Here is a 24252-nt window from a genome sequence, read left to right on the forward strand (position 1 = left end):
GCCCCCGAGCGATGCTCGACCTTCATCTCCTCAGGGAGCGGCCCGACCTGGTCGCCCAAGGCCTCAAGAAGCGCGGCCAGGTGCCCGCGCTCGACGAGCTCCAGGCGCTCGACGCGAAGCGCCGCGCCCTCCTCGTCGAGATCGAGGGCCTGAAGCGGAAGCGCAACGAGAGCTCGAAAGAGATCGGACAGATCATGAAGAGCGGCGGCGACGCAGCGGCGCTGCGCGCCGAGATGAAGGCGGTCGGCGAGAAGGTCGCCACGCTCGAGGCCGAGGGAACGAAGGTCGAGGAGGCGCTCGCCGAGCTGATGAAGCGCCTGCCGAACATCCCGCACTCCAGCGTCCCTGAAGGCGCGACCGAGAACGACAACGCCGTCGTCCGCACGTGGGGCACGCCGAGAAAGTTCGACTTCACGCCGCAGGCGCACTGGGACCTCGGTGCCGCCCTCGGCATCCTCGACTTCGAGCGCGCCGCGAAGATGACCGGCGCTCGCTTCGCCCTTCTCACCGGCCCCGGTGCCCGGCTCGAGCGCGCGCTCATCAACTTCATGCTCGACCTGCACACGAGGGAGCACGGCTACACCGAGGTGCTGCCGCCGTTCATCGTCAACGCGAAGTCGCTCTTCGGCACCGGCCAGCTCCCCAAGTTCGAGGAAGACCTCTTCAAGGTCGAGCCCGGAAACTACTACCTCGTCCCGACGGCCGAAGTGCCCGTGACGAACATCCACGCCGAAGAAATCCTGGACGCCGACGCCCTGCCGATCGCCTACTGCGCCTACACGCCGTGCTTCCGCAGCGAAGCCGGCTCGTACGGCAAAGACGTGCGCGGCCTGATCCGCCAGCACCAGTTCGACAAGGTCGAGCTCGTCCGCTTCGCGAAGCCCGACGACAGCTACGCCGCCCTCGAGCAGCTCACGAAAGATGCGGAGGTCGTGCTCCAGCGCCTCGACCTCCCCCACCGCACCGTCGCGCTCTGCGGCGGCGACCTCGGCAACGCCTCCGCGAAGACCTACGACATCGAGGTCTGGCTCCCCTCGCAAAACGTCTACCGCGAGATCTCCTCGTGCTCGAACTTCGAGGCCTACCAGGCGCGCCGCGCGAACATCAAGTTCCGCCCGAAGGAAGGCGCCAAGGCCGAGTTCGTTCACACGCTGAACGGCTCCGGCCTCGCGGTGGGACGAACGCTCGTCGCGATCCTCGAGAACTACCAGGAAGCCGACGGCTCCGTCACGGTCCCGCCGAAGCTGCGTCCGTTCATGGACGGCATGGAGCGCATCGCCCCCGGGAGGGGTGGGAGAGTGGTTTAATCCAGCCGCCTTGAAATCGCATCGGACACGTTGAAAGCCCGGCACTTCTCACACCGGGCTTTTCTCATCCGAACTGTCCGGGGAGGACAGTAGAATCCGACCAGCTTGGAAACCCCGTCAGTACCTGAGCGACGGAGCAGAGGTCACGATGAAGACGTCAGAACTTCCACGTCCGGCGAGCACGTGATCGACGACCCGCGCCCAGTCCGACAGCATCCGAAGGATCGCACGAGGTCGGTGGTGGCGGACGCAGACGTCTGTCGCGTACTTGAGGACTGCCACGAAAGGGGCCGGGGAGCAACATGAGAGTTCGCATTCTGATTGCGCTCGCAATCGTCGCGTTCTCGACGCTTTGCGTAGCGGCAGACGACGCGGCGATTCTCGCGGATTTCAAGGCGTTCGCTGCGAAGGAGGCACCGCGGATCCAGAGCGAGTTCTCTTCGCTCCTGACGAGAGCCGGACGTAGAAGTGGAATGCTCGTTGGTCGCATCATGGTGATCGGCGGCTTCGACGGGATGTTGACGCGCTACGCAATTGATCTAAGGCGAACCGACAGCCTCGTGTCACCGTTCGTCGGGACCATCGAGATCTACGGGCGGTCCTTCGGCGATCGTGCGGGAGAGATCTATGTCGAGCTGACGCCTTACCGTGTGACGTATGCCCAGCAGGAGGGGAAGTGGGTAATCGACTCTGATAGTGCGACGCCGAACGCCGCAATGGTCCACGGCAAAGAGAAGCGACAAACGCTCTCGCAAGACTGGCTCCCCTACGCCTCCGGCGAAACGGACACACCGCCCGGTCCGCTACCTGAATAACCCCCCGCACGGGCGCCACACCGCCGAATTTGCCTCCGCGGCAACTGCTACACTCGCCGCGACTTCCGCCTCATAGCCTGGCATTCGGAGGGGTGGGAGAGTGGTTTAATCCAGCCGCCTTGAAAGCGGCCGCGCCCGCGAGGGCGCCGCGGGTTCGAATCCCGCCCCCTCCGCCACTACAGCAGATCCATCACCGTGAACTTCGAGATCTTGTCGTCCGTGAACTCGAGGATCATGTAGTGCGATCCGCTCTGGAACTCCAGGTCGATTCTCACTTTGCGCTGAGCGTCAGGTCCCTTCACCTCAGCCTGATGCGCGGCCACGAACGCCCCGGCCGCATCAGTGACCTTTCCCCAGTAGCCTTTGAGAAACTTGACGTTCGCGGCGTCGTCGCCGACCAGGAGCTGCGCGGCTTCTTCAAATTTCGATGCGCCGGCCAGCGTGGCAAATTTCGATGCCGCGGCCTTAGCGTCATCCGGCGAGAGAGCCAGCGCCGGTGCGACAGAGATCGCGAAAGCGACCAAGCCGATTCCGATCAATCTCATGGGTTACCTCTGTGATGCTGTCGGAATCGTACTGCCGGACTGAGCGCTACTTCAATGTCCGGCTACCACTTCGGACTCGCCAGCTCGATCCGCCAGATCGGCCCGCCGAAGTAGAGCGGGAGCTCGGCCTTCAGGAACGCCGGCGCGTTGTCGTCGAGGATCCACACGTGAAGATCGGGCGGCTGCTTGCCGACGATCGGCGCGAGCGCTCCCTTGATCCCCGGGATGTCGACCTTGAGGACGTAATGGATCGCCGTGCGGGCGAGATCACCCGTGGTGAACTTCTCGCGGCCGACGGTCGAGACCTGGAGCGTCACCATCATCGGCTTAGGTGACGCCGTCACGTACGAGAACGACTTGAGCGGTGTCTCGGGGCCGACGTTCTTGAGCATCGCGAGGACAAGACCGTTCGCGAGATCCGGAGACGTCTTGAAGTGATCTGAATCGGTCTTCGGTTTCCCGTCACCGTCGGTGTAGTGGACTTCGGCTTTGCCGTTCGCCGCGTCGATCGAGAGATCGACGCTCCGTGGGAAGGTCGGGCCCTTCTGGACGAGATGGTCGCTGATCAGCTGGAAGTGACCGTTCTCGCTCCAGACCGCTGTCTCCTCGTGAAGCGAGCCGTCCCTGAAGCGGAAGCTCAGCCTCGTCGTGACGCGATGCCCCTTCGCGACCTGGACGAGATCGCCGTCGGCGATCGCCTTGCCGTCGAGGTCGCGGAGAACGAGGAAGCCGTGGACGAGACCTTCGACATGGCGCACCGCGACCGGCTCCGCTGCGATCGAGCGCCACGAGGCGATGGCGATCACGAGCAGCGCGACACGACGGAGCATCCTTCGATTATCTGGGCGACCTCAGGCGCGCGCTATGAGCGTGAGCCGTTCCTCCTGCTCCGGATCGGAGGCGGTGGGCCAGACACGCTCGACGCTCGCGAAGCCGCCGCGGCGCGCGCGCTCGATGATCTCCTCGACCGATTGCCCCCATTCCGTGATCGTCGCGACCCGGCGCTCGAAGAGACCGCTCGTGCCGCTCGGCGCGAACGAGACGATCTTGAGCGTCGAGCGCCGCGACGACGGCTCCCAGATGCACGCGAGGATCAGCGTCTTCCCATCGCGCTCCTGCACGCTCTGGCTCTCGAGCATCGTCAGTCCCATGCACGTGATCGCGTCGACGACGGCGAGTCCTCCCGGACGGAGATGGCGACGCATCGACGCGAAAGCCTTCTCCCATTGATCGAGATGATCGAGATGGTTGAGCACGTCGCAGACGCTCACGACCCCGTCGAACGTCGCCCCGAGATCCAGCGCGGTCAGATCGCCCGTCGTCCAGGTGACCTCGTTTTTCCGGTCCTTCGCCTTCGCCGCCTCGATCATCGCCGGCGAGAGATCCACGCCGGTCACGCGGTAGCCGGCTGCGGCGAGGTGCAGCGCGAGCGTTCCCGTTCCGCACCCGGCATCGAGGATCGCGGCTGAAGAAGCAATACCGTTTTCCTTCAGGAGACCAATCAGCCGGCCGCCGCGTGTCCCGGCCCACCAATCCCAGCCGTGGGCGTCGTAGTGCCGGGAGATGCCTTCGTACGAGTCCGAGCGCTGGTTCAATGGAGCACGTACTTGCGAACGTAGGCGTCCATGTCGAGCTTGGGATTGCGAAGCATCAGCACGATATCGGGAGAGTAACGCGCACCAATTTCGTAGACCACGAACTCCCTCAAGAGCAAGTCGTCGAGAAGGGGAAGGAGCCGGTCGAGCTCGGGGTCCGTGCCTTTTCCGTTGCCGTGCTCGAGGTGAACCTTGTACGCCACCAGGAGATTGAGCATGCACTCGATGTCTTCTTCCCCGGTCCAACCCTTCTTTGTGCTTCGGTGCGCGGCGGCGTACTCGGGTTCTCCCAGCCAAACCGCTTTGCAGGCCGCCCAGCGATACCAGTGCGCGTATTCCTCCCCCGGAGCATCTCCCGGCACATAACTCACGATGACGTCGTTCTCCTTACGAACGTAGGCCTTCGGTCGAAATGCCGGGGCGTGCCGCGCGATCCCAAACTCCGCTGCGAGGGCCAGGGTCGACTCGTCGTGCGGCCGCAGCGCGAGGGCGCGTGTCCATGCTGCGATCGCGTCGTCCTTCTTGCCGAGCCTGGCGAGCTCACGTCCCACCGAGGTGTATCCGGCGTGGTCGTCAGGGTTGAGCTTGATCGCTTGGCGGTACTCGGAGAGCGCCTTCTCGCGTTCGCCAAGGCCGGAGTACGTGTCACCGAGATGGAGATGGGCGAGATAGCTGTCGGGGAATTTTCTCAGGACTTCGAAGTAGTCCTCGCGCGCAGCCTGGTAGTCCTTCTTTTCGTAGGCCGAGTCTGCAGCCTCCAGAGCGGCGGCCTCCGCCGGTGGGACGGGAAGCTCGATGAGCGACACGGCTCCGCCCGCTCTCCTGATGTAGGGGTGCACGAGGCCTTTCGAGTGCTCCGGCCAGAAGGCGTCCGCAAACTCCTCCGGCCCCATGTTCTTCAGCGCCGACGTCAGCTTTGCGTCGTATTCGACATCCGACTTTTCCTCGATCTTGAAGAAGTCCGTCGGGCCTGGACCCTTGGGCTTGGGATTCGTCTCCCCCGCCCGCGCCGGAGGTATCGCCGCGGCGATCACGGCGAGGATTGGTCCGGCAACTCGGCGCATCATCGAGCGGATCCTAACCTCGAAGGCGGGTTTGACGTCTGGAGTAGAATCCCCCGCTTCATCGGCTTTCTTGATGGGGACACGTCTCCGGTGAGGTGCCGGAGTGGCTGAACGGGACGGTTTGCTAAACCGTTGAACGGGCTTACACCCGTTCCGAGGGTTCGAATCCCTCCCTCACCGCCAATCAGGGGACGAGTGCCGTGGACGGAACAGACGCCAAGATCGAGACCGGCGGGTATCGCGACTTCATCCGCCAGATCGTCGACGAGGACAACCGCACGGGGAAGCACGGCGGGAAGGTCGCGACGCGCTTCCCGCCGGAGCCGAACGGCTACCTCCACATCGGCCACGCGAAATCGATCTGCCTGAACTTCGGCCTGGCGCTCGACTACGGCGGCACCTGCAACCTCCGCTTCGACGACACGAACCCGGCGAAGGAAGAAGTCGAGTACGTCGAGTCGATCATCAAGGACGTGCGCTGGCTGGGTTTCGACTGGGCCGACCGCCTCTACTACGCGTCGGACTACTTCCAGACCCTGTACGACCAGGCGGTCGGGCTCATCGAGAAAGGCCTCGCGTACGTCGACCAGCTCTCCGCGGATGAGATCCGCGAGCATCGCGGCACGCTGACCGAGCCGGGGAAGAACAGCCCGTACCGCGATCGTCCGGCGGCCGAGAGCCTCGATCTGTTCGAGCGGATGAAGCGCGGCGAGTTCGACGAAGGCGCCTGCGTCCTCCGCGCGAAGATCGACATGGGGTCGCCGAACATCAACATGCGCGACCCGGCGCTCTACCGCGTGAAGAAGGCGTCGCACCATCGCACCGGCGACGCGTGGTGCATCTACCCGATGTACGACTACGCGCATCCCCTCTCCGACGCGATCGAGGGGATCACGCACTCGATCTGCACGCTCGAGTTCGAGGACCATCGCCCGTTCTACGACTGGGTCGTCAAGAACTGCCCGACGAAGGGGAAGCCTCAACAGATCGAGTTCGCCCGCTTGAACCTGACCTACACGGTGATGAGCAAGCGGAAGCTCCTCCTCCTCGTGCAGGAGGGGCACGTCGCCGGCTGGGACGATCCGCGGATGCCGACGCTCTCGGGGATGCGCCGGCGCGGCTACACGCCGGAGGCGATCCGCGCCTTCTGCGAGCGCATCGGCGTCGCGAAGCGAGACAGCATCGTCGACGTGCGTCTTCTGGAGCACGCGGTGCGTGAGGATCTCAACAAGCGCGCGCCGCGCGTCATGAGCGTGCTGAGGCCCCGCAAGCTCGTCATCGAGAACTACCCCGAAGGCCAGGTCGAGGAGTTCGAGGTCGCGGTGAACCCCGAGGACGCCTCGGCCGGCATGCGCCGCGTGCCGTTCTCGCGCGAGCTGTACATCGACGACGACGATTTTCGGGAAACGCCGCCGCCGAAGTACCACCGGCTCTTCCCGGGGAACGAGGTGCGGCTGCGCGGAGCGTATCTCGTGAAGTGCACCGGGGTGAACGGCGACACGATCGTGTGCACCTACGATCCCGCGTCCCGCGGCGGCGCCGCTCCCGACGGACGGCGCGTCAAGGGAACGATCCACTGGGTCTCGGCGGCGCACGCGGTGCAGGCGTCCGTCCGCCTGTACGAGTCGCTCTTCACCGCGGAGAACCCGAACGACGAGAGCGACGGGAAGGACTGGCGCGCGCACCTCAATCCGGGCTCGCTCGTCACGCTCTCCGGCGCGTACGTCGAAAAGGCGACCGCGGCGCTTCCGCCGGGGACGACGGTGCAGTTCGAGCGCCTCGGCTACTTCTGCGTCGACGCCGAGTCGACCCCGTCGGCTCCCGTCTTCGACCGCACGATCACGCTCAAGGACACGTGGGCCAAGATCGAGAAGAAGGGGTCGTGAGCGTCCGGGTCCGCTTCGCGCCGAGCCCGACCGGATACCTGCACGTCGGGGGCGCGCGGACGGCGATCTTCAACTGGCTCTACGCGCGCCATCACGGCGGCGTGTTCGTGCTCCGCATCGAGGACACCGACGAGCAGCGCTCGTCTGAAGAGCTCGTGCGCGCGATTCTCGACGGGATGGCCTGGCTCGGCATGGCTCCCGACGAGGGGCCGTTCTTCCAGACGGCGCATCGCGCGCAGCACGTCGCCGACGCGCGCCGCCTCCTCGATGAGAACAAGGCGTACCGCTGCTTCTGCGACGCGGCGACGCTCAAGGCGGAGCGCGAGGCCGCGGAGAAGGCCGGCGGCGGCTACATCTACCCGCGGCGCTGCCTCGGCATCCCGCGCGCGGAGTCCGACCGCCGTGCCGGCGCCGGCGAGCCGTTCGTCGTGCGCCTCGAGGTCCCGCCCGGCGCGACCGCGTGGGACGACGGTGTCCACGGCGCGACGTCGTTCCCGAACGAGGTCATCGAGGATCTCATCCTCCTGCGCTCCGACGGAACGCCGACCTACAATCTCTCGGTGGTGTCGGACGACGTGGCGATGAGGATCACGCACGTCATCCGCGGCGACGATCACATCTCGAACACGCCGAAGCAGATCCTGATCTACCGCGGCCTCGGGAACGAGCCGCCCACGTTCGCGCACCTGCCGCTGATCCTCGGGACGGACAAGAAGCGCCTGTCGAAGAGGCACGGCGCGACCTCCGTCCTCGAGTACCGCGACGAAGGGATCCTCCCCGACGCGATGTTCAACTTCCTCGCCCTCCTCGGCTGGAACCCCGGCGACGAGCGGGTGAAGATGACGCGCGACGAGCTCCGAGCCGCGTTCGACCTCGGCGGCGTCGGGAAGTCGGGAGCGGTCTTCGATCGCGCGAAGCTCGAATGGCTGAACGGGCTCTACGTCGCCGAGATGAGCGGCGCCGCCTTCGAGGCCGAGGCGCGACGGCGGCTCGTCGATGCGGGATTCGCCCCGGGGGACGATTCCCGGCTGCGCGGAATCCTCTCCCTGCTCCAGCCCCGCGTGAAAACCCTGGCCGCGATCGCGGAAGACGCTCGCTTTTTCTTCGTGGCGGACGACGCGCTGGATTACGACGCCGACGGCGTGCGCAAGCACATGAAGGATCCGGCGGCCGTCGGCGCCCTGGCGGACGAGTGGAAGGCCCTTCCGGACTGGTCCGCGGCGGCGCTGGAAAGCTCGCTCCGCGCCCTCGCGGAGCAGCGCGGGCTCAAGGCCGGGCAGCTCATCCATCCCGTGCGCCTTGCGGTGACCGGCCGCACGGCGAGCCCCGGCCTCTTCGAGGTCGTGGAGCTGCTCGGTCGGGAGCGCGCGCTCGGAAGGATGCGGCGGCTTCTCGACCTCGTTTCAGCCGGTTTGGTATAGTGCCGAGGTCCTGCTGGGGAGTCGTCCAATGGTAGGACATGCGGCTCTGGACCGTAGAATCGGGGTTCGAATCCCTGCTCCCCAGCCATGAACGCGATGGTGCTCGACCGCCAGGCGGGCATCGCGACCAAGCCTCTTGCACCGCGCAGCCTCCCCGATCCCCTCCCCGGCCCGCACGAGATCGTCGTCCGCGTCGCCGCATGCGGCATCTGCCGCACCGACCTGCACGTGATCGAGGGTGATCTTCCGCCGCACAGGCTCCCGCTCGTACCCGGGCATCAGGTCGTCGGACGCGTCGACGCCGCGGGCGACGGAGCCATGCGCTTCAAGCTCGGCGACCGCGTCGGGATCGCGTGGCTGCACGCCACGTGCGGCGCGTGCGTCTTCTGCTCCATGGGCGCCGAGAACCTCTGCGAGCGGTCGCTCTACACCGGATGGGACGCCGACGGCGGGTACGCCGAGCGTGCGGTCGTCCATGAAGATTACGCGTACGCGATCCCCGCGGCGTTCGCCGACGACGAGGCGGCGCCGCTCCTCTGCGCGGGGATCATCGGCTACCGGGCGCTCGCGCGTTCGCGCGTACCCGCCGGTGGCCGCCTGGGCCTCTACGGCTTCGGCTCCTCGGCGCACATCGTCGCGCAGCTCGCCAAGGCGCGCGGATGCTCGCTCTACGTCGCGACGCGCGGCGAGGCCCACCGGGCGGCGGCCGAGGAGCTGGGCGCGGCGTGGGTCGGGGGCGCCACGGACGTCCCGCCGGTCGCGCTCGATGCGGCGATCGTCTTCGCGCCGGCCGGCGAGATCGTGCCGCCGGCGCTCGCCGCTCTCCGCAAAGGAGGAACGGTGGCGCTCGCCGGCATCCACATGAGCCCGATCCCGGCGATGGATTACGGGCCGCACCTCTTCCACGAGAAGACCCTGACGAGCGTCGAGTCCAACACGCGGGCCGACGGCGAGGCGCTCCTCCGCGAGGCGGCCGCCATTCCTCTCCGTCCCCGCGTCGCGAGCTTCCCGCTCGCGGAGGCGAACGAGGCGCTGGCGGCGCTCGCGGGGGACGGTTTCCGGGGCACGGCGGTCCTCGTTCCGCTGCTATCCTCTTGAGGCATGGCGGGGCGGATCGCACTCGTGACCGGGGCCGGCGGGGAGATGGGACATCTGCTCCTCCCCGAGCTCACGAGGGCCGGGTACGACCTCGTCACGCTCGACCTCAATCCGCTCGATGAAGGCCTGCGGCCGCTCTGCGCCGAGGCGGTCACGGGAAGCGTCGCCGACTCGGCGCTCCTCACGCGCCTGTTCCGCGAGCATCCCCCCGAGGTCGTCTTCCATCTCGCGGCGCTCCTCTCCTCGAAGTCGGAGCGCGATCCCGATCTCGCGCACGAGATCAACGTCGGCGCGACGCTCGACCTCTTCCGGCTCGGGCGCGAGCGCGCGCGGCAGTCCGGGGTGGACGTGCGGTTCCTCTTCCCGAGCAGCATCGCCGTCTACGGCCTGCCCGATGCCGCCGCCAAGGCGCGCGCGGGGGCGGTCGCCGAAGATCAGTGGAACCAGCCCGCGGGCATGTACGGCTGTAACAAGCTCTACGACGAGATGGTCGGCTCGTACTTCACCGCACGCGCACGGAAGGACGGGACGCCCGGGCTCGACTTCCGCGCGATCCGCTTCCCCGGGCTCATCTCCGCGGAGACCCTGCCGTCGGGCGGCACGAGCGACTACGCGCCCGAGATGATCCACGCCGCGGCCCAGGGCCACCCGTACGCTTGCTTCGTCTCCGCGGACACGCGGATGCCGTTCATGACGATGCCGGACGCGGTCGGCGCGCTCCTCCGGCTCGACGCCGCGCCGGCGGCGAAGCTCACGACGCGGGTCTACAACATCGGCGCGTTCAGCCCCTCCGCGGCCGAGATCAGGGACGCGGTCCTCACCCACTACCCCGACGCCGAGATCGTCTTCGAGCCGGTCGCGTGGCGCCAGGCGATCGTCGACACGTGGCCCGAGAGCGTCGACGACTCCCGCGCCCGGCGCGACTGGGGCCACGCACCGAAGTACCGTCTCGCGGAGGCCGTCAAGAACTACCTCGTGCCCGCGCTCCAGGCGCGCTACGGCGTGCGGGTCGGGCGGCTATAATCGCCGCCCTGTCTACGGAGAATCCCATGGCAAAGAAGAAGGCGAAGAAGGCGGCCAAGAAAGCCGCGAAGAAGGCGATGAAGAAGGCGGCGAAGAAGGCGGCCGCCAAGACGGCCGTCAAGAAGGCCGCCAAGCCGAAGAAGTCCGCGAAGAAAGCGGCCCCCAAGAAGACGACGAAGGCGCCCGCCAAAAAGGCGGCTCCGAAGAAAGCCGTCGCGAAGAAAGCCGTCGCAAAGAAGACCATCGCCGCCCCCTCGCGCGCGACGATCTCGAGGCGGCCGACGACGCGCGACGATCACGCCGGCGTGCGAATCGCGCCCACGGCTCCCGAGCGCATCACCCCGGGTCCGAAGCCGGCGCCCGATCCTCTGGCGATGCCGATCGCGATCCCGGTCGAGCACCCGATCGCGTCGCCGAGCGTCCGTCCGGCGCCGCTCTTCGAGCGCGAGCTGTTCCCGCACGACGACGAGGAGTGACGCTCACCGAGGCACGGCTCGCCGCCACCTCGGTCGCGCTCCGCGTCGCGTTCGCTCCGGTCCTGACGGCCGGCTTCCATCTGCGGATGGTCGGGCGGCCGCATCTTCCCGACCGCGGCGCCGCGATCGTCCTCTCGAACCACGCCTCGTTCCTCGATCCGTTCCTCATCAGCGCGCGGTGCGGCCGGCCGGTACGCTGGCTCGTGTCGCGCGAGTTCTACGCGAAGCCGCAGCTCCAGTGGGCCCTCCGCTGGCTCGGCACGATCCCGGTCGGCGGCGGGCGGAGCATGGTGCGCTCGTACCGGCGCATCGCGGAGGTCCTCTCTCGCGGCGGCCTTGTCGGCATCTTTCCGGAAGGCGGCATCTCACGTGACGGCGAGATGAAGACGTTCCACGAAGGGGCGGCCGTCCTTGCCCGCCGCTTCGACGTGCCGGTCGTCCCGATGCACATCCACGGGAGCTACGAAGCGCTCTCGCGTTACGCGAAATGGCCGCGCTTCGTCCCGATCACGATCCGCGTCGGGCCGCCTCTCAGAGGGGACAGCTTCCGAAACTCGGACAGCAGAGTTTCGGAAGCTGTCCCCTCTAATGAGGTCGCGGCGCTCACCGAGGCGATGCGCGCCGCGATCGCGGCGCTCGAGAGCGAGAACCGAGCCGTGCCGCGTTAGCTGGCCGCGCGAGCGGTGCCTCCGGCGCGGATGGCCTGGACGAGGACGTCCCGGACGTTGTCGACGTCGAGCGGCTTGGCGAGGATCCGGTTCGGCAGACCCTCGAGGAAGCGCAGGCTCTCCTGGCGGACGAGATCGCCGGTCGCGAAGACGAACCGGCGCAGGAGGGAGGGACGCTCCTCCGCGACCCGCTCGTAGAGCGCGCGTCCGTCGAGACGCGGCATGCGCAGATCGGCGACGATGAGATCGAAGTCGGTCTCGAGGATTCGGCTCCACGCCTCTTCACCGTCGCGCGCGGTCGTCACGAGAGCACCGTCGTGCTGCAGAACGCGTGAGAAGAGGTCGAGGATCAACGGCTCGTCCTCGGCGACGAGCACGCGCCGCCCCGCGAGAGCGCGGCTGGGCGGGTGCGCGGCCGGCTCGGCGGCGGCCATCGGTCCCGACGCGCGTGGCAGCGTCATCGTGAAGCGCGCGCCGTGTCCCGGCTGTTCGGGCGCGAGCGCGATCCTCCCGCCGTGCTCCTCGACGATTCCGTAGGAGACCGAAAGGCCGAGCCCGGTCCCCTTGCCGGCCTCCTTCGTCGTGAAGAACGGATCGAAGATGCGATGGCGGACCGCGGGCGGAATCCCGGGCCCGCTGTCCTCCACTTCGAGGACGACCTCGTCCGCCGTCGCCGTGAGGCGCACGGTGATCCGCCCCGGGCCGCCGGTCGCCTCGATCGCCTGCTCGGCGTTGTTGATCAGGTTGAGGACGACCTGCTCGATCTGATGGAAGTCGAAGAGGGCGAGCGGCAACGGCTCCGCCGTCTCGAGCGTGACGTCGACCCTCGAGGCGCGGAGGTGGTAGGTCTTGAGGTCGATGATCTTGCGGACGCAGGCGGCGAGGTCCTGCGCCTTCTTCTCCGCCCGGTGCTTGCGCGCGAAGGAGAGCAGGTTCACGACGATCTTCTGGCAGCGCCGCGCCGACTCGACGATGCGCCCGAGGTCGCGGTCGAGATCCTCGCGCCGCTCATCGCCCTGGATGAGCTGCGCATACCCGAGGACCGCCGAGAGCGGATTGTTGAGCTCGTGCGCGACGCCGGCGACGACCTCGCCAAGGCTCGAGAGGCGATCGGCCTGAGCGAGGCTGCGCTCCGCACGGCGAAGATCGGTCACGTCGCGCCCGAGGAGCACGTGCCCGGCCGTGCCTCCGTTCGGATCGCGGAGCGCCGCGCTCAGGAGGTGGATCTCGACCTCCTCGCCGTCGGGCCGTGTGAGGAGGAGGTCGCGTCCCTTCCTGCCGGTCGCCGCGTGCGGCGCCGCATCCGGAACGATGTCGGCAAGAGGCCGTCCCACCGCTTCGCGCGCGAAGATCCCGGTGAGGTCCTCGGCGGCGCGGTTGAACTCGGTGACGATGCCGCGCGCGTCGACCGCCACGATGACGTCCGGCGTGCCGTCGAGGACGCGGCGGAGCTTCTCGCCGGTCGCGCGGTGGCGCGCCGCTTCCGTCCCGGCGTCGCGATAGAGGAGCGCATTCTTGAGGGCGTTCGTCGATGCGGCGGCGGCGACCCGGCAGAACCGCATCTCGCGCTCGGTGAACGGCACCTCGCGGCTGGCGCGCAGGAAGAGCGTCCCGAGAACTTCCTTCCCGAAAACGAGCGGCATGACGAGGAGCGACCGGTAGCCCATGCGGAGGAGGAGATCGCGCACGGGCTCGAGGAGCGGGTCGCTCGCGACGTCCTCGATGTAGACGGGCTCGCGGGTCTCGACCGCGCGGCGGATCTCCGGATACTTCGTCATGTCGATCGCGAGCATGTCGGCTTCGGGGTTGTCGCTCGCGGCGAGCACGAAGCAGCGCTGCGCCCCCTCGTCGACGAGGACGATCGAGCAGCGATGCGCGCCGACGCGCTCGCCCACCTTGCGCACGATGACTCCCATGATCGTGCGAAGGTCGAGCGACCCGGTGATCGTCTCGGTGATCTCGAGGATCGCGCGCAGCTCGTCGCGCTCGCGCGCGACCGCCGCCCGGCCCCTCCGCTTGCCTTGCAGCCGCCCGAGAACGAACGCTCCCGCGGCCGCGGCGAGGACAAGAGGGAGGACGACGGCGACCGAGATCAAGCGCACCCCACGTGAGCGGAAAAAGGCGGACCTTGGCCAAATATAGGCAGCGAGTACGAGAGTGCAACCGCGGAAGTCGCCTGCTAGAATCCGCGACGGCGCTATCGTCTAGGGGTTAGGACGGGTGGTTCTCAGCCATCAAACCGGGGTTCGAATCCCCGTAGCGCTACCAACCAGATCCTTTGAGATTTCCATCTGACTGGCAGGACTCTGCGGCCACGCTCCATGCGCGCGGGAGGGATTGTGCGCGTTTTGTGCGTGACCGGCTGAAGAAGGCATCGCTCTTACCGGACCGTTCCGTCGGTCTTGATTTCCGCCACATTCGATTTCGTGACGGGAGCCGAGGTGCAAGGCGAGCTTTCGCTGCGCCTCTCGCTGATCTTGCGTGTCCACGATGTCGTAGCGATAGAACATCGCATCGGTCTTCCAGCCGCCGATCTCCTTGATCGTGCTCTTGTCCACCCCAGCACGGCGGAGGTGCCGCGCGGCGGAGTGCCGGAGGTTGTGCCTCCATCGGTGCACGCGAGCGGCAAACGATACGACGAGGGAACGACGGTATATATACCATCGTTCCTACGGCACCTTCTAGTTTTTGCCCTGATCTACCATGTTTTTTGAAAGTGTAGCTCACCCCGGACGCTTAGGTATATATACCTAAGCGTCCGAGCAGCGCGATTTATTGCGGCCACACCCAGAAAGCCCCCTGTTTCAGCATTTTATTTCCAAATGTGTCGCCGAACCTTGCTGTAGTATATATACCTACAGCAAGGAACGAAGGAACTTGGAATGGCGAAATCCAAGCTCGCGGCAAGACCACCGTTGATTTCAAATATTGCCAAGCACCTGGACAGCATTCCGCGACGGACTCTTTCCGAGGACCAACTTCACCAATTGATGTTTGAACATGGCCAACAGTGGCGATTGGGACCGTCGTTCAAATTCGGCGATCTAGTCGAGGCGCTTTCTGACAAGGGCCTTCGGATCATTCGGCTGCGCAGTCGGTCTGGCCGCGTGGTGACACGCTACGCGTGGCGAAACGCGTCCGAGTATGGTGTAGCGCTTTCGCTTTACGGGAATCTCTACCTGTCGCACCTTTCGGCGATGGTGCTTCACGATCTGACCGACCAGGTACCGTCGGTCATGTACGTGAATCGGGAACAGTCTCCGAAACCCTCTCAGGGACGCCTTACTCAGAGCGGCATCGACTTGGCGTTTTCTCGTCCAGCGCGAGAGTCGCAGCTGGTCTACGAGTTCGAAGGGCGACGTATCACCGTTCTGAGCGGAAAAAGTTCGGGGCGCCTTGAAGTTGGTCGAATTCTTGTAAACGATGGCGAGGAACTCGCCGCCACAAACATTGAGCGAACACTTGTCGACATCGTCGTACGTCCAAACTATTCGGGCGGCGTGCCGCAGGTGCTCGCCGCCTTTGAGCGCGCCCGTTCGAGGATCTCCGTCAACGTACTCGTTGCAACGCTGAGAAAACTGGCACACGTATACCCGTACCATCAGGCGATCGGTTTCTTCATGTCACGGGCCGGTTACAGCGAACAACAACTCGCCTTACTTCGACAGTTTCCAGTTCGGTTCAAGTTCTATGTGGCGCATGGAATGAGGCAGCCGGACTTCGATTCAGCGTGGCGCGTCTACTACCCCAAGGGCCTCTAGTTCCAGTACGCGATCAAGCACGAAATCGAAATAGAAGTCGAACTCCTCAGGTTCTCCCGCGACCGCGGCTCGAACCGATTGCCAGTCCGCGCGATGGAATTCCCTTTGCGTTTGTATGTCGCGGAGCAAGACAAGCGGCACCGCCTTCGCGTCAAACGAGTACCGCAAGAGGTCGATAGTTTCTGGATCACGCAAGTTCACCCCCAATGCTTGCATGATCTGATAGATGTCGTAGCAATCTCGACCCCTCGGACTGGGCGTTGTGTTCAACTCGTAGGCCGGAGACTGCTGACAGAGTGCGCGGAGCTTTTCCACAACCAGCATTGCTGGCGAGTAGACGTAAATCCGGAACTCGTCGATGTCGCGTTCCAGCTTCTCGCCGACGAATTCGTACTTGCTAAAGTCGATCCTAAACGTTCGCACCTGGTTTGGACTCAATGCAACGGCTTGGCGTTGTAGATCTTGAAGTCTCCACCCAAGGCGCACGGCGTCGCGTATTCGAATCACCTTGAAGGTTGCCTGGTAACCACCCCAGCGGCCCTCCAAACGGTCGGCGGACGGGTTGCGCGGTCGCGGCTCTAGCGTCATGTCAAACGCGTGGTATCCGGCAGCCTCGAATCGCGCCGTGAGTGCGGCAAAGAGGCGTCCCTGAAGACCGCTGACATCCTCGAAGTCACCTTCTATCGAAAAATCAAGGTCAACTGATGTGCGTCCACCAATGTTGTAGACGAGCGTAAGGGCGTTGCCTCCCTTGAGAACGACTCTATTCATGATCTCGTCATCGGAGAAAACCGCGACGAGCGCGATTCGGCGGATTTCCTCGGTCTCGGGTTCAGGAACCTCCCGTCGTTCCTTTCCACGGCTCCGGCCGCGCGATCGCACTATGGGCAAGGGTTCGTGTTAGGTCTCAGAGCGCCAGAACTATTCGTCCCCAATGAACCCTCCACGCCTCCGGTTACTCCGGTGGCGAGGCTGAACTCCACCAGGCCACTCCCCGGCAGGATCGTGTCGAGCGAGAACGGGTCCGTGACCTGACACGTCCGTGACGCGAGTGGGTTCGACCCCGGCACCTGTGTGTACGTGCCGGACGAGCGCAGCACGGAGAGATCTCCCGTGTAAACGCTGAACACCGACGGTCCCGTCTCCTGCTGCCACTCGACGTACGACTTGTCGTCGGTGCCGAAAATGTAGATCAACCCGTCGTTCACGTCGCAGATGTCCCCTTCACCGTCGTGGTCGAAGTCGGATTGCGTCGGGTTGTAGTCGAGCGAGCAATTGTCGCACGCATCACCCACGCCGTCGCCGTCCGTGTCGTCTTGGAACCCGTTGGGGACGGTGGGACAGTTATCGCAAGCATCGCCACGACCATCCCCGTCCGAGTCCTGCTGATTAGGGTTCGGCGTGTTGATGCAGTTATCGCAGGCGTTGCCCACATGGTCGCCGTCTGCGTCGATCTGGGTCGGGTTCGCCACGAAGCGGCAATTGTCGCAGGCGTTACGCACACCGTCGCCGTCGGAGTCAACCCCCGAACCGTCCTCATCGACTTGACCGTCACAGTTGTCGTCGATGCCGTTACACACCTCGGCGGCGCCCGGGTGGACGCGTGGATCAGCATCGTTGCAATCTCCGCTCAGAATTACCCAACCCGGAGGTGCGCTACACGTGACCTGCGTATTCGAGGGGTCGCCGTAACCATCGCCATCGGCGTCTCGATACAACGTGTGTGTGATTCCTTCGTCAATCAGCCCGTTGCAGTTATCATCAATCCCATTGCATGCTTCGCTAGCGGCAGGATTGACGAGCGGATTCGAGTCGTTGCAATCTCCGGATTGAAGAACCCATCCTGGTGGCGAGTAGCACGTGAACTGAGTGACGGCTGGATCGCCAAATCCGTCGCCATCAAGATCTTGAAATATCGTTCTGAGCAGCCCTTCGTCGACTTGACCGTCACAGTTGTCGTCGATGCCGTTACAGATTTCAGTGGCCCCTGGATGAACTGCGGGATTGGCGTCATCGCAATCGTTGCACGATGTCACCCCATCTCCGTCAGAATCGATGCAGTTGCAACCGACTCTTCCGAAGAACAAGCCCGGGCTTCCAGTCCACTCCACCGCGAACGTCGAGCCGTTCCAACAAATCGCCGGATTGTCACCCGCGGCCACATGAAGATCCGTCAGAATTGGAGCACCTGAACCATTCACACGTGCAAACAAGACCGCACCTGATGAATCTTCGTAGATGATCCCGTATTCCTGGCCGCTCCAAGCCATGAACGGAACTCCAGACGAAGTCGTCGTCACTAGAGTGTCCGAACCAATCTTGTTCCCTAGGCTGTCGAGCCGCGCAAAGTAAATCTGACTCACGAATTGGCGGAAGTCTGTCCACACGAGTCCGTACCCCGCCCCGACAACGACCGGCGAAGCGTGATACGAGTCGCCTTGAGCATTTGTAACGCGCACGTCGGACCCGAGCCGCGCTCCATTTGCATCGAATCGGGCGAACATGATCTCGTAATTCCCGAATCGCGCGTCGTTCCAGGTGAGCGCGAATACTGACCCGTTCCAAGTAATCTCCGGCCATCCAATGTTCGTTGTCTGATTGGACACACGGACATCACCACCGACGGGCGCTCCGAGTCGATCCAATCTAGTGAAATACACTTCATAGTGACTGTTGCGGAAGTCCGCCCAGGTTACACCGTACTGCGAACCCGTCCAGACAATCTGCGGCTGCGCTTTGTCGGCCCCCGAAGTATCCTGCGAGACTCGCACGGCGTTCCCGACCAGAGTCCCACTCGACGAAACGCGTTGAAAGTAGACGGCTGGGAATCCCTCCGTGCGGTCAACCCAAGTAACCGCATACTCTGAGCCGGTCCAACAGACTGTAGGTTCTTTGGACGCGGTGGAATTGCTCGCTACTTGCAGAATGGGACCTAGTTGGCGCCCGCCGGAATCCAGACGTTGAAAGAAAATTCCGCGAGTGTTGTCTAGTCCGTCTTGCCACACTACCGCTGAGCCAGCTGCTGAGTGCGCGAGACCAGTAAATTGACCAACTTGCGGGGACGTTGTGAGCGTCGTTCCTGCACCCATCGGCTCCGGCTGATCGCACGTGAGATCACAACTGGAACTGTTATCGACGGAGAGGTCGCAGTTGTTGTCGTACCCGTCGCACACTTCTGCCGCTCCGGGGTGCGTGTTCGGGTCCGCATCGTTGCAATCGACGGGCGTCCCGCAACCCGCTTGGGCGAAGTAGCCGTCCCCATCAGCGTCGGTGCACTGGGCTAGAGCCGAAGCGCCACAGACGACCACGGTTAGGACGACAACGGCGGCGCGAACACTTACCGCAAATCGCATCGCATCCCCCCACGATTGACACTGGTATACCGCTCACCGGTGCGAGCCACAACTCTGGGAACTTGAGTACACAGACATTGCGGTCTTTCGGGAGGGCCGTGCGAAGCACGTCTCAGAACTCCCCCGCGGTTCAAATAAAAAATATGAAACGCGAGGAGAGCCTGTGGACTCGCTGGCCGGAATCGGGTTCTGGACCTTCGGAGGTCCAAACGAGCCATTCGCCATCTTTTTTGCGTTCCTGGGGGTGGATTAGGGGGGTATTTCGCGGTTATAGAGCGCCGATTCCGGGGTGGTAAAAAACAGCTCTCGCCAGGTTTGACGGAACGATGCAGGTTCGGTTTGGGGGAGGGTGCCCCTACCCCCGGGGGCAGCGGCGTCGGGCGCGCGGCACATTAACGAGAAACGGTCGTCTAAGGAGCCTTCTTGGAGCGCTGCAATGCTTCGGCCATTACGACGTCGGGTATGCCGGCGTCTTTCCAAGCAACGACGTCGTGAGCGGCGAAGGATTCGATGTGCTCGAACTGCTTCACAAACCCCAGGAGCAGATCCGGGCTGACTCCAGCGCCCTGCATCTCCCGTAGGCTCGCAAGAAGTGCTGCAGGAGTGGGGACGGATGGCAGAGCGCCGTCGCCTTTAGATCGTTCGGTGACCGCATCCTGGAATTCCGGTGCCGTCACAAGAGATGCAAGCGCTCCCTTGAGCGCGTCACTGAGTGCCTCATTGTAGTTGTCCGCGTTGTGGGACAACCCGAACCGGTGTGCGTCGCCGGTGACGGATCGCTCCCAAATGACCGTGCCATCGGATGCGGCGAGTACAGCGCGCAGAGTCACGTGTCCTACGATGAGTTCCAAGACGTCGACCCTAAACTCGGCAATTTCGATTCGAAGCGCAGTCGGCGCTTTCTCATCGAGCCGAAAGCCCCACTCGGTTAGGACTCGTCGCGAAATCTCATCAACAAAGGCAGGAACGGACGGCTCGCCTTGGACGTGAATCGGACGCTTGTTCCACCTACCCACGTCAGCCGGATTTCCGCCATCTCGCATGTCGCTCACTTGCACAACATGGATTGGGCGAATGCGTACGCCGGATGGAAGCGGGGGCATTGGGGAACTCACGTTTTCGGTCGGCGTGAACGCCAGGTGTAGCGCCTTCACAGATTGCGCCGACGCAAGGCGAACTGAGCAAGTGGCGAGGCAGATGCCTAGACACGCTCGAACGGCTGCTGACGAAAGACACGTTAGCGCGAAGGCGAAAGCGACCAAAGTCGTTCGTCGGCTCACGGACGCCACCCCCCAACTGCCCGTGATCATAGGACGAACCAGCCGCAACTCACGCACACTTCGCGCACACGACCCTGCAACCCACGATGTCGCAGTACCTTGCAGCCGCTTGTGTGGTCTATGACCTCCGCCGATTCGTAAATCGGGCAGTACCTGGATCAGCGAGGGGGCGGAGCGGGCCAGCCGAAGATCCGACCGAGAGTCCGATCGGCGAGTTCGGGGATGAAGCGCATCGGCGTGCTGCTTAGCAGCGTCGCCCCCGACGCTTGCACCTTATGGTCCGCGCTCGCGGCGAGGCGACGATCCGCGACGCTGAATAGTTCGACCGCTAGCTCGGCCCGATCCGGGTTCCCGCTCCAGGCGGTGGCGTTGTCCTCCCAGTTTGTGAATACACCGCGGAGCACGTAGTCGAAGCCGATCCGCGTGGCCTCGTTGTAACCCTGCTCCAATTCCTTCGACTGGATCGACTGCACGGCGATCCCGTGGCCCATGAGCCTCTCCCGCAGTGCGTCCCCCATGGCTTGTCCGCTGCCGTGCGTCGCGTCCTGCCCCCGTTCTTGGCCGTCGGAGATCTCAAGAATCACGATCCGCGGCATGCTGGAGAGCGTAACGCCAGGCACCAGTTGGCCGGAGGTTTCGTGGACGGGCAAGGCACATGCCGTGACAATCAGGAGCGACGGCGACAAGAGCTTGGCGAGAGTGTTCACTTACGTGCCTCCCGGGAGTTTCCCCACGAAACGGCGGGCGGAGGATACTCTTCCGAGGCGGCTGTGCGTGTTCTGTCCGTGAAGAGGGTGCGAATGCAGGCGAACCGGGGCGACGATCCCTGCCTAGAAAGCCAGCAAGGACCGTCCCCAGTGATACCGTTTCGCCTGGCGTGTGCGGCCCAATTCGGTTCTCAGCCATCAAACCGGGGTTCGAATCCCCGTAGCGCTACCAACTCCGCTCCGAATCCCCTCTAATCTGCCGCCGTCTCGCACGCGAAGATGTCGAGCGTCGCGGGCATGCGCGTCTCGGGGCAGAGCCGCTGCAGGATGCTGAGGACGTTCCGGCGGATGTCGTCGACCCGCTCGGTGGTCAGGGTGTCTTCGATGACCTTGCCCACATACTCGTCCTCGCCGCGCCGGACGATCGTCAGGAAGGTCGTTTCGTCACGTGAGACGTACTTTCTCTCGGTCCCGGAGATGGAATCCAACCGCCGACGCATCGGTCCGTCCATCTTGGTACCGATGAAGATCGGCTGGGTGTCGCGAAGCTTCAATCGTTCCTCCGGGGGCGGCAGGCGAACTCGGCCTAAATCTTGCAGGACCCGGGTTCAAAGTCAAGGCTGGCGGTGAGGGAGGCGCGATGAGCGGACGGATTCTCTTCGTCTCGGACGACATCATGTTCTGGGCGCGCGTGCGGGCGGCGGCCGACGCCGCGTCGCGCGAGATCGTCCGCATCGACGGCGAGGCGGCGATGGAAGACGCTTTTCGCCGCGGTGACGTGAGCCGCGTCCTCGTCGATCTGAGCTGCCGCTCGCTCGACGTCTACGCCTGGGCGGGACGCTGGAAGGCTTCCGCGACCGCCCCGGACCTCGTGGCGTTCGGGAGCCACGTCGATGAGGCGGCGCTGGTCGCGGCGCGCGACGCGGGTTTCGACACGGTGATGCCGAACTCCCGCTTCCACCGGACGGTCGGCGCGCTGATCGCCGGCTAGGCCTCGCCGCCGATCGCGGCGAGCAGCTCGTCGGTCTTCTCGGCGAGGAGAGCCTTGTCGCCCCGGGTCTCCACGTTCAGGCGGATGAGCGGCTCCGTGTTCGACATCCGGAGGTTGAAGCGCCACTGCGCGAGCTCGATCCCCACGCCGTCGGTCTCGTCGACGCCGAGCGCCTGCGCGCCGTAGGTGGCGCGGATGCGCCCCATGACCGCCTTGGCATCGGCGACGCGACGGTTGATCTCGCCGCTCGTCGGGAAACGGCTCATCGCTTCCAGGACGAGATCGGCGAGCGGCGTTCCGGTCTCGGAGATCATCTGGGCGACGAGGAGCCACGGGATCATGCCGCTGTCGCAGTACGCGAACTCGCGGAAGAAGTGGTGCGCGGACATCTCGCCGCCGTAGGCCGCGTCCTCGCGTCGCATGACCTCCTTCATGAACGCGTGGCCCGACTTGCTCTGAACGGGAGTCCCGCCGAGGCGCCGGACGACGTCGATCGTGTTCCAGGTCAGGCGCGGGTCGTGGACGATCTTCGCGCCGCGCGCGCGCTTCAACACCTGCGATGCGAGGAGCCCCACGATGTAGTAGCCCTCGATGAAGCCGCCGTTCCCGTCGAAGAGGAAGCAGCGGTCGAAGTCGCCGTCCCACGCGATGCCCATGTCGGCGCGGTGCAGGGCGACCGCGCGTGCGGTGTCGGCGCGCTTCTCGGGGAGGAGCGGGTTCGGGATGCCGTTCGGAAAGGTGCCGTCGGGCGTGTGGTGGATCTTCACGAAGCGGAACGGCAGATGCGGCTCGAGCGCGTCGATGACGACGCCCGCGCCGCCGTTCCCCGCGTTGACGACGAGCGTGAGCGGCTTGAGCGACGACGGCGTCACGTAGGAGAGCAGATGATCCGCGTACGCCTTGGCGAGATCGACGCGCTCCACGGTCCCGCGCCGCGCCGACGCCGGGAAGTCGCCCGCGAGCGCCAGGCGCTCGATGTCGGCGAGACCGGTGTCCGCGCTGATCGGCTTCGCCTTTTCGCGCACGAGCTTGAGGCCGTTGTAGTCGGCCGGATTGTGGCTCGCCGTCACCATGATCCCGCCGTCGAGACCGAGATGGAACGTCGCGAAGTAGACCTGCTCGGTGCCGCACCGGCCGATGTCGACGACGTCGACGCCCGAGGCCGTGAGCCCATCCCTCACCGCCTGCGCGAGCTCCGGGCTCGTGAGACGCACGTCGTAGCCGACCGCGACCTTCTTCGGCTCGACGAACGCCGCGTAGGCGCGCGCGATCGTCCCCGCCATCTCGCGGTTCAGCTCGTCGGGAATGCGGCCGCGGATGTCGTAGGCCTTGAAGCACGTGAGGCGGCGGGACGAGTTCATCGTGGACTCTCCGGAGTGCGACGGACGAGAATAACACTGCTATCGTGCGGCAGGGTCAAGGCGACGGAGGACGCACGATGGCGACGACGACGAAGACGCGGACGGAGCGCGACACGATGGGCGAGATGGAGGTCCCGGCCGAGGCGTACTACGGCGCGTCGACGCAGCGGGCCGTCATCAACTTCCCGGTGAGCGGCCTCAAGCTCCCGCGCCGCTTCCTCCGCGCGCTCGGCATGATCAAGCGCGCCTCCGCCGAGGTGAACCGCGAGCTCGGCCTCCTCGACCCTTCGCTCGCGGATGCGATCGCGAAGGCCGCGCGCGAGGTCGAGGACGGATCGCTCGACGCGCACTTCCCGCTCGACGTCTTCCAGACCGGCTCCGGCACTTCGACGAACATGAACGCGAACGAGGTCATCGCGAACCGGGCGCTCGAGCTGATGGGCCACAGGAAGGGCGAATACCGGCACTGCGATCCGCACGACCACGTCAACGCGTCGCAGTCGACCAACGACGCCTATCCCTCGGCGCTGCACGTCGGCATGGCCCTCGGCAACGTCCAGCTGCGCGCGGCGATAAACGAGCTTATCGCGGCGTTTCGCGCCAAGGGCGGCGAGTTCGGCGCCATGCTGAAGATGGGCCGCACGCAGCTGCAGGACGCCGTGCCGATGACGCTCGGGCAGGAGTTCGAGGCGTTCGCGGAAACGCTGGCCGGCGAGGTGCGTGCGCTCGAAGCGGTACACCGCGTCCTCTGCGAGGTCAACATGGGGGCGACCGCAATCGGCACCGGCCTCACCGCCCCCGACGGCTACGCGCAGAAGTGCACCGCGCACCTGGCGGCGATCACGAGCCTTCCCATTCACCTCGCCGACAACCTCATCGAGGCCACGCAGGACACTCAGGC

24 protein-coding genes and 4 tRNA genes are annotated in these 24252 nt (G+C 65.1%); 16 read left to right on the forward strand and 12 right to left on the reverse strand.

The window, feature by feature from the left end:
• Window positions 1–11: 11 nt before the first annotated feature.
• From serS to VFV19_19430, 3 genes are all read left to right on the forward strand, one after another.
• On the forward strand, window positions 12–1307 hold the full coding sequence (serS, locus tag VFV19_19420; protein HEX4826478.1) for a serine--tRNA ligase: 1296 nt from the start codon (window positions 12–14) through the stop codon (window positions 1305–1307).
• Between the two features lie 302 nt (window positions 1308–1609).
• On the forward strand, window positions 1610–2122 hold the full coding sequence (locus VFV19_19425; protein ID HEX4826479.1) for a hypothetical protein: 513 nt from the start codon (window positions 1610–1612) through the stop codon (window positions 2120–2122).
• 86 nt (window positions 2123–2208) lie between these two features.
• A tRNA-Ser gene (locus VFV19_19430) sits at window positions 2209–2298 on the forward strand.
• Here VFV19_19430 and VFV19_19435 read toward each other — a convergent pair.
• The 4 genes from VFV19_19435 to VFV19_19450 form a co-directional block, all read right to left on the reverse strand.
• On the reverse strand, window positions 2299–2667 hold the full coding sequence (locus VFV19_19435) for a hypothetical protein (GenBank protein ID HEX4826480.1): 369 nt from the start codon (window positions 2665–2667) through the stop codon (window positions 2299–2301). It lies immediately after the preceding tRNA gene.
• A gap of 62 nt (window positions 2668–2729) precedes the next feature.
• Window positions 2730–3497 carry a hypothetical protein gene (locus VFV19_19440; GenBank protein ID HEX4826481.1) on the reverse strand — a complete coding sequence of 256 codons (768 nt, stop codon included), beginning with the start codon at window positions 3495–3497 and terminating at the stop codon, window positions 2730–2732.
• Between the two features lie 21 nt (window positions 3498–3518).
• Window positions 3519–4262, reverse strand: a complete 744-nt coding sequence (locus VFV19_19445; GenBank protein HEX4826482.1) for a class I SAM-dependent methyltransferase — start codon at window positions 4260–4262, stop codon at window positions 3519–3521.
• A complete protein-coding gene (locus VFV19_19450) occupies window positions 4259–5296 on the reverse strand; it encodes a tetratricopeptide repeat protein (protein HEX4826483.1) in 1038 nt (345 codons plus the stop codon). Before VFV19_19450 ends, VFV19_19445 begins: the two co-directional genes overlap by 4 nt.
• Window positions 5297–5415: 119 nt before the next feature.
• Between VFV19_19450 and VFV19_19455 the strand changes: the two genes are divergently transcribed.
• The 8 genes from VFV19_19455 to VFV19_19490 all read left to right on the forward strand — a co-directional run bounded on the left by VFV19_19455 (window position 5416) and on the right by VFV19_19490 (window position 11898).
• Window positions 5416–5509, forward strand: a tRNA-Ser gene (locus tag VFV19_19455).
• A 17-nt stretch (window positions 5510–5526) separates the two neighbouring features.
• Entirely contained in the window at window positions 5527–7212 is a 1686-nt protein-coding gene (locus VFV19_19460; protein HEX4826484.1) for a glutamine--tRNA ligase/YqeY domain fusion protein, read from the forward strand.
• On the forward strand, window positions 7209–8633 hold the full coding sequence (gene gltX, locus VFV19_19465) for a glutamate--tRNA ligase (protein HEX4826485.1): 1425 nt from the start codon (window positions 7209–7211) through the stop codon (window positions 8631–8633). Before VFV19_19460 ends, gltX begins: the two co-directional genes overlap by 4 nt.
• A 14-nt stretch (window positions 8634–8647) precedes the next feature.
• Window positions 8648–8721, forward strand: a tRNA-Gln gene (locus VFV19_19470).
• Entirely contained in the window at window positions 8721–9731 is a 1011-nt protein-coding gene (locus VFV19_19475; protein ID HEX4826486.1) for a zinc-dependent alcohol dehydrogenase family protein, read from the forward strand. The genes VFV19_19470 and VFV19_19475 overlap by 1 nt, the downstream gene beginning before the upstream one ends.
• A gap of 3 nt (window positions 9732–9734) precedes the next feature.
• Window positions 9735–10754: an NAD-dependent epimerase/dehydratase family protein gene (locus VFV19_19480; GenBank protein HEX4826487.1), complete on the forward strand. Its 1020-nt coding sequence runs from the start codon at window positions 9735–9737 to the stop codon at window positions 10752–10754.
• A 26-nt stretch (window positions 10755–10780) separates the two neighbouring features.
• Window positions 10781–11230, forward strand: coding sequence for a hypothetical protein (locus tag VFV19_19485; GenBank protein ID HEX4826488.1), 450 nt, complete (start codon window positions 10781–10783; stop codon window positions 11228–11230).
• Window positions 11227–11898: a lysophospholipid acyltransferase family protein gene (locus VFV19_19490; GenBank protein ID HEX4826489.1), complete on the forward strand. Its 672-nt coding sequence runs from the start codon at window positions 11227–11229 to the stop codon at window positions 11896–11898. The genes VFV19_19485 and VFV19_19490 overlap by 4 nt, the downstream gene beginning before the upstream one ends.
• Here the strand turns inward: VFV19_19490 and VFV19_19495 are convergent.
• Window positions 11895–14000 carry an ATP-binding protein gene (locus VFV19_19495; GenBank protein ID HEX4826490.1) on the reverse strand — a complete coding sequence of 702 codons (2106 nt, stop codon included), beginning with the start codon at window positions 13998–14000 and terminating at the stop codon, window positions 11895–11897. The genes VFV19_19490 and VFV19_19495 overlap by 4 nt on opposite strands.
• A 91-nt stretch (window positions 14001–14091) precedes the next feature.
• Here VFV19_19495 and VFV19_19500 point away from each other — a divergent pair.
• Window positions 14092–14166 (forward strand) — tRNA-Glu (locus VFV19_19500).
• On the opposite strand, the gene VFV19_19505 is transcribed toward VFV19_19500, so the two are convergent.
• Window positions 14133–14516: a tyrosine-type recombinase/integrase gene (locus VFV19_19505; GenBank protein HEX4826491.1), complete on the reverse strand. Its 384-nt coding sequence runs from the start codon at window positions 14514–14516 to the stop codon at window positions 14133–14135. The genes VFV19_19500 and VFV19_19505 overlap by 34 nt on opposite strands.
• 264 nt (window positions 14517–14780) lie before the next feature.
• Here VFV19_19505 and VFV19_19510 point away from each other — a divergent pair, with 264 nt between their 5' ends.
• Window positions 14781–15659 carry a hypothetical protein gene (locus VFV19_19510; protein HEX4826492.1) on the forward strand — a complete coding sequence of 293 codons (879 nt, stop codon included), beginning with the start codon at window positions 14781–14783 and terminating at the stop codon, window positions 15657–15659.
• On the opposite strand, the gene VFV19_19515 is transcribed toward VFV19_19510, so the two are convergent.
• Together VFV19_19515 and VFV19_19520 are read right to left on the reverse strand one after the other, a co-directional pair.
• Window positions 15624–16541 carry a nucleotidyl transferase AbiEii/AbiGii toxin family protein gene (locus VFV19_19515; GenBank protein HEX4826493.1) on the reverse strand — a complete coding sequence of 306 codons (918 nt, stop codon included), beginning with the start codon at window positions 16539–16541 and terminating at the stop codon, window positions 15624–15626. The genes VFV19_19510 and VFV19_19515 overlap by 36 nt on opposite strands.
• Window positions 16541–17131, reverse strand: coding sequence for a thrombospondin type 3 repeat-containing protein (locus VFV19_19520; protein ID HEX4826494.1), 591 nt, complete (start codon window positions 17129–17131; stop codon window positions 16541–16543). The genes VFV19_19515 and VFV19_19520 overlap by 1 nt, the downstream gene beginning before the upstream one ends.
• Here VFV19_19520 and VFV19_19525 point away from each other — a divergent pair.
• Window positions 17093–17851, forward strand: a complete 759-nt coding sequence (locus VFV19_19525; GenBank protein ID HEX4826495.1) for a hypothetical protein — start codon at window positions 17093–17095, stop codon at window positions 17849–17851. The genes VFV19_19520 and VFV19_19525 overlap by 39 nt on opposite strands.
• 1571 nt (window positions 17852–19422) lie before the next feature.
• On the opposite strand, the gene VFV19_19530 is transcribed toward VFV19_19525, so the two are convergent.
• The 3 genes from VFV19_19530 to VFV19_19540 form a co-directional block, all read right to left on the reverse strand.
• Window positions 19423–20064, reverse strand: coding sequence for a YajG family lipoprotein (locus VFV19_19530; GenBank protein HEX4826496.1), 642 nt, complete (start codon window positions 20062–20064; stop codon window positions 19423–19425).
• Window positions 20065–20450: 386 nt separating this feature from the next.
• Complete coding sequence (locus tag VFV19_19535; protein ID HEX4826497.1) at window positions 20451–20999, reverse strand: DUF4823 domain-containing protein; 549 nt, start codon at window positions 20997–20999, stop codon at window positions 20451–20453.
• 251 nt (window positions 21000–21250) lie between these two features.
• Window positions 21251–21553, reverse strand: a complete 303-nt coding sequence (locus tag VFV19_19540; GenBank protein ID HEX4826498.1) for a hypothetical protein — start codon at window positions 21551–21553, stop codon at window positions 21251–21253.
• Between the two features lie 86 nt (window positions 21554–21639).
• Between VFV19_19540 and VFV19_19545 the strand changes: the two genes are divergently transcribed.
• On the forward strand, window positions 21640–21990 hold the full coding sequence (locus tag VFV19_19545; protein HEX4826499.1) for a hypothetical protein: 351 nt from the start codon (window positions 21640–21642) through the stop codon (window positions 21988–21990).
• On the opposite strand, the gene VFV19_19550 is transcribed toward VFV19_19545, so the two are convergent.
• The gene (locus VFV19_19550) at window positions 21987–23351 is read right to left on the reverse strand and encodes a phosphomannomutase CpsG (GenBank protein HEX4826500.1); all 1365 of its coding nucleotides are present in this window, start codon (window positions 23349–23351) and stop codon (window positions 21987–21989) included. The two genes, VFV19_19545 and VFV19_19550, sit on opposite strands and share 4 nt — an antisense overlap.
• Before the next feature lie 77 nt (window positions 23352–23428).
• On the opposite strand from VFV19_19550, the gene VFV19_19555 reads away from it, so the two are divergent.
• Window positions 23429–24252, forward strand: an 824-nt coding sequence (locus VFV19_19555) for a lyase family protein (protein ID HEX4826501.1), incomplete at its 3' end; no start/stop codon positions are given.

Source organism: Candidatus Polarisedimenticolaceae bacterium, from assembly GCA_036275915.1.
Taxonomy (GTDB): Bacteria; Acidobacteriota; Polarisedimenticolia; order Polarisedimenticolales; family DASRJG01; genus DASRJG01.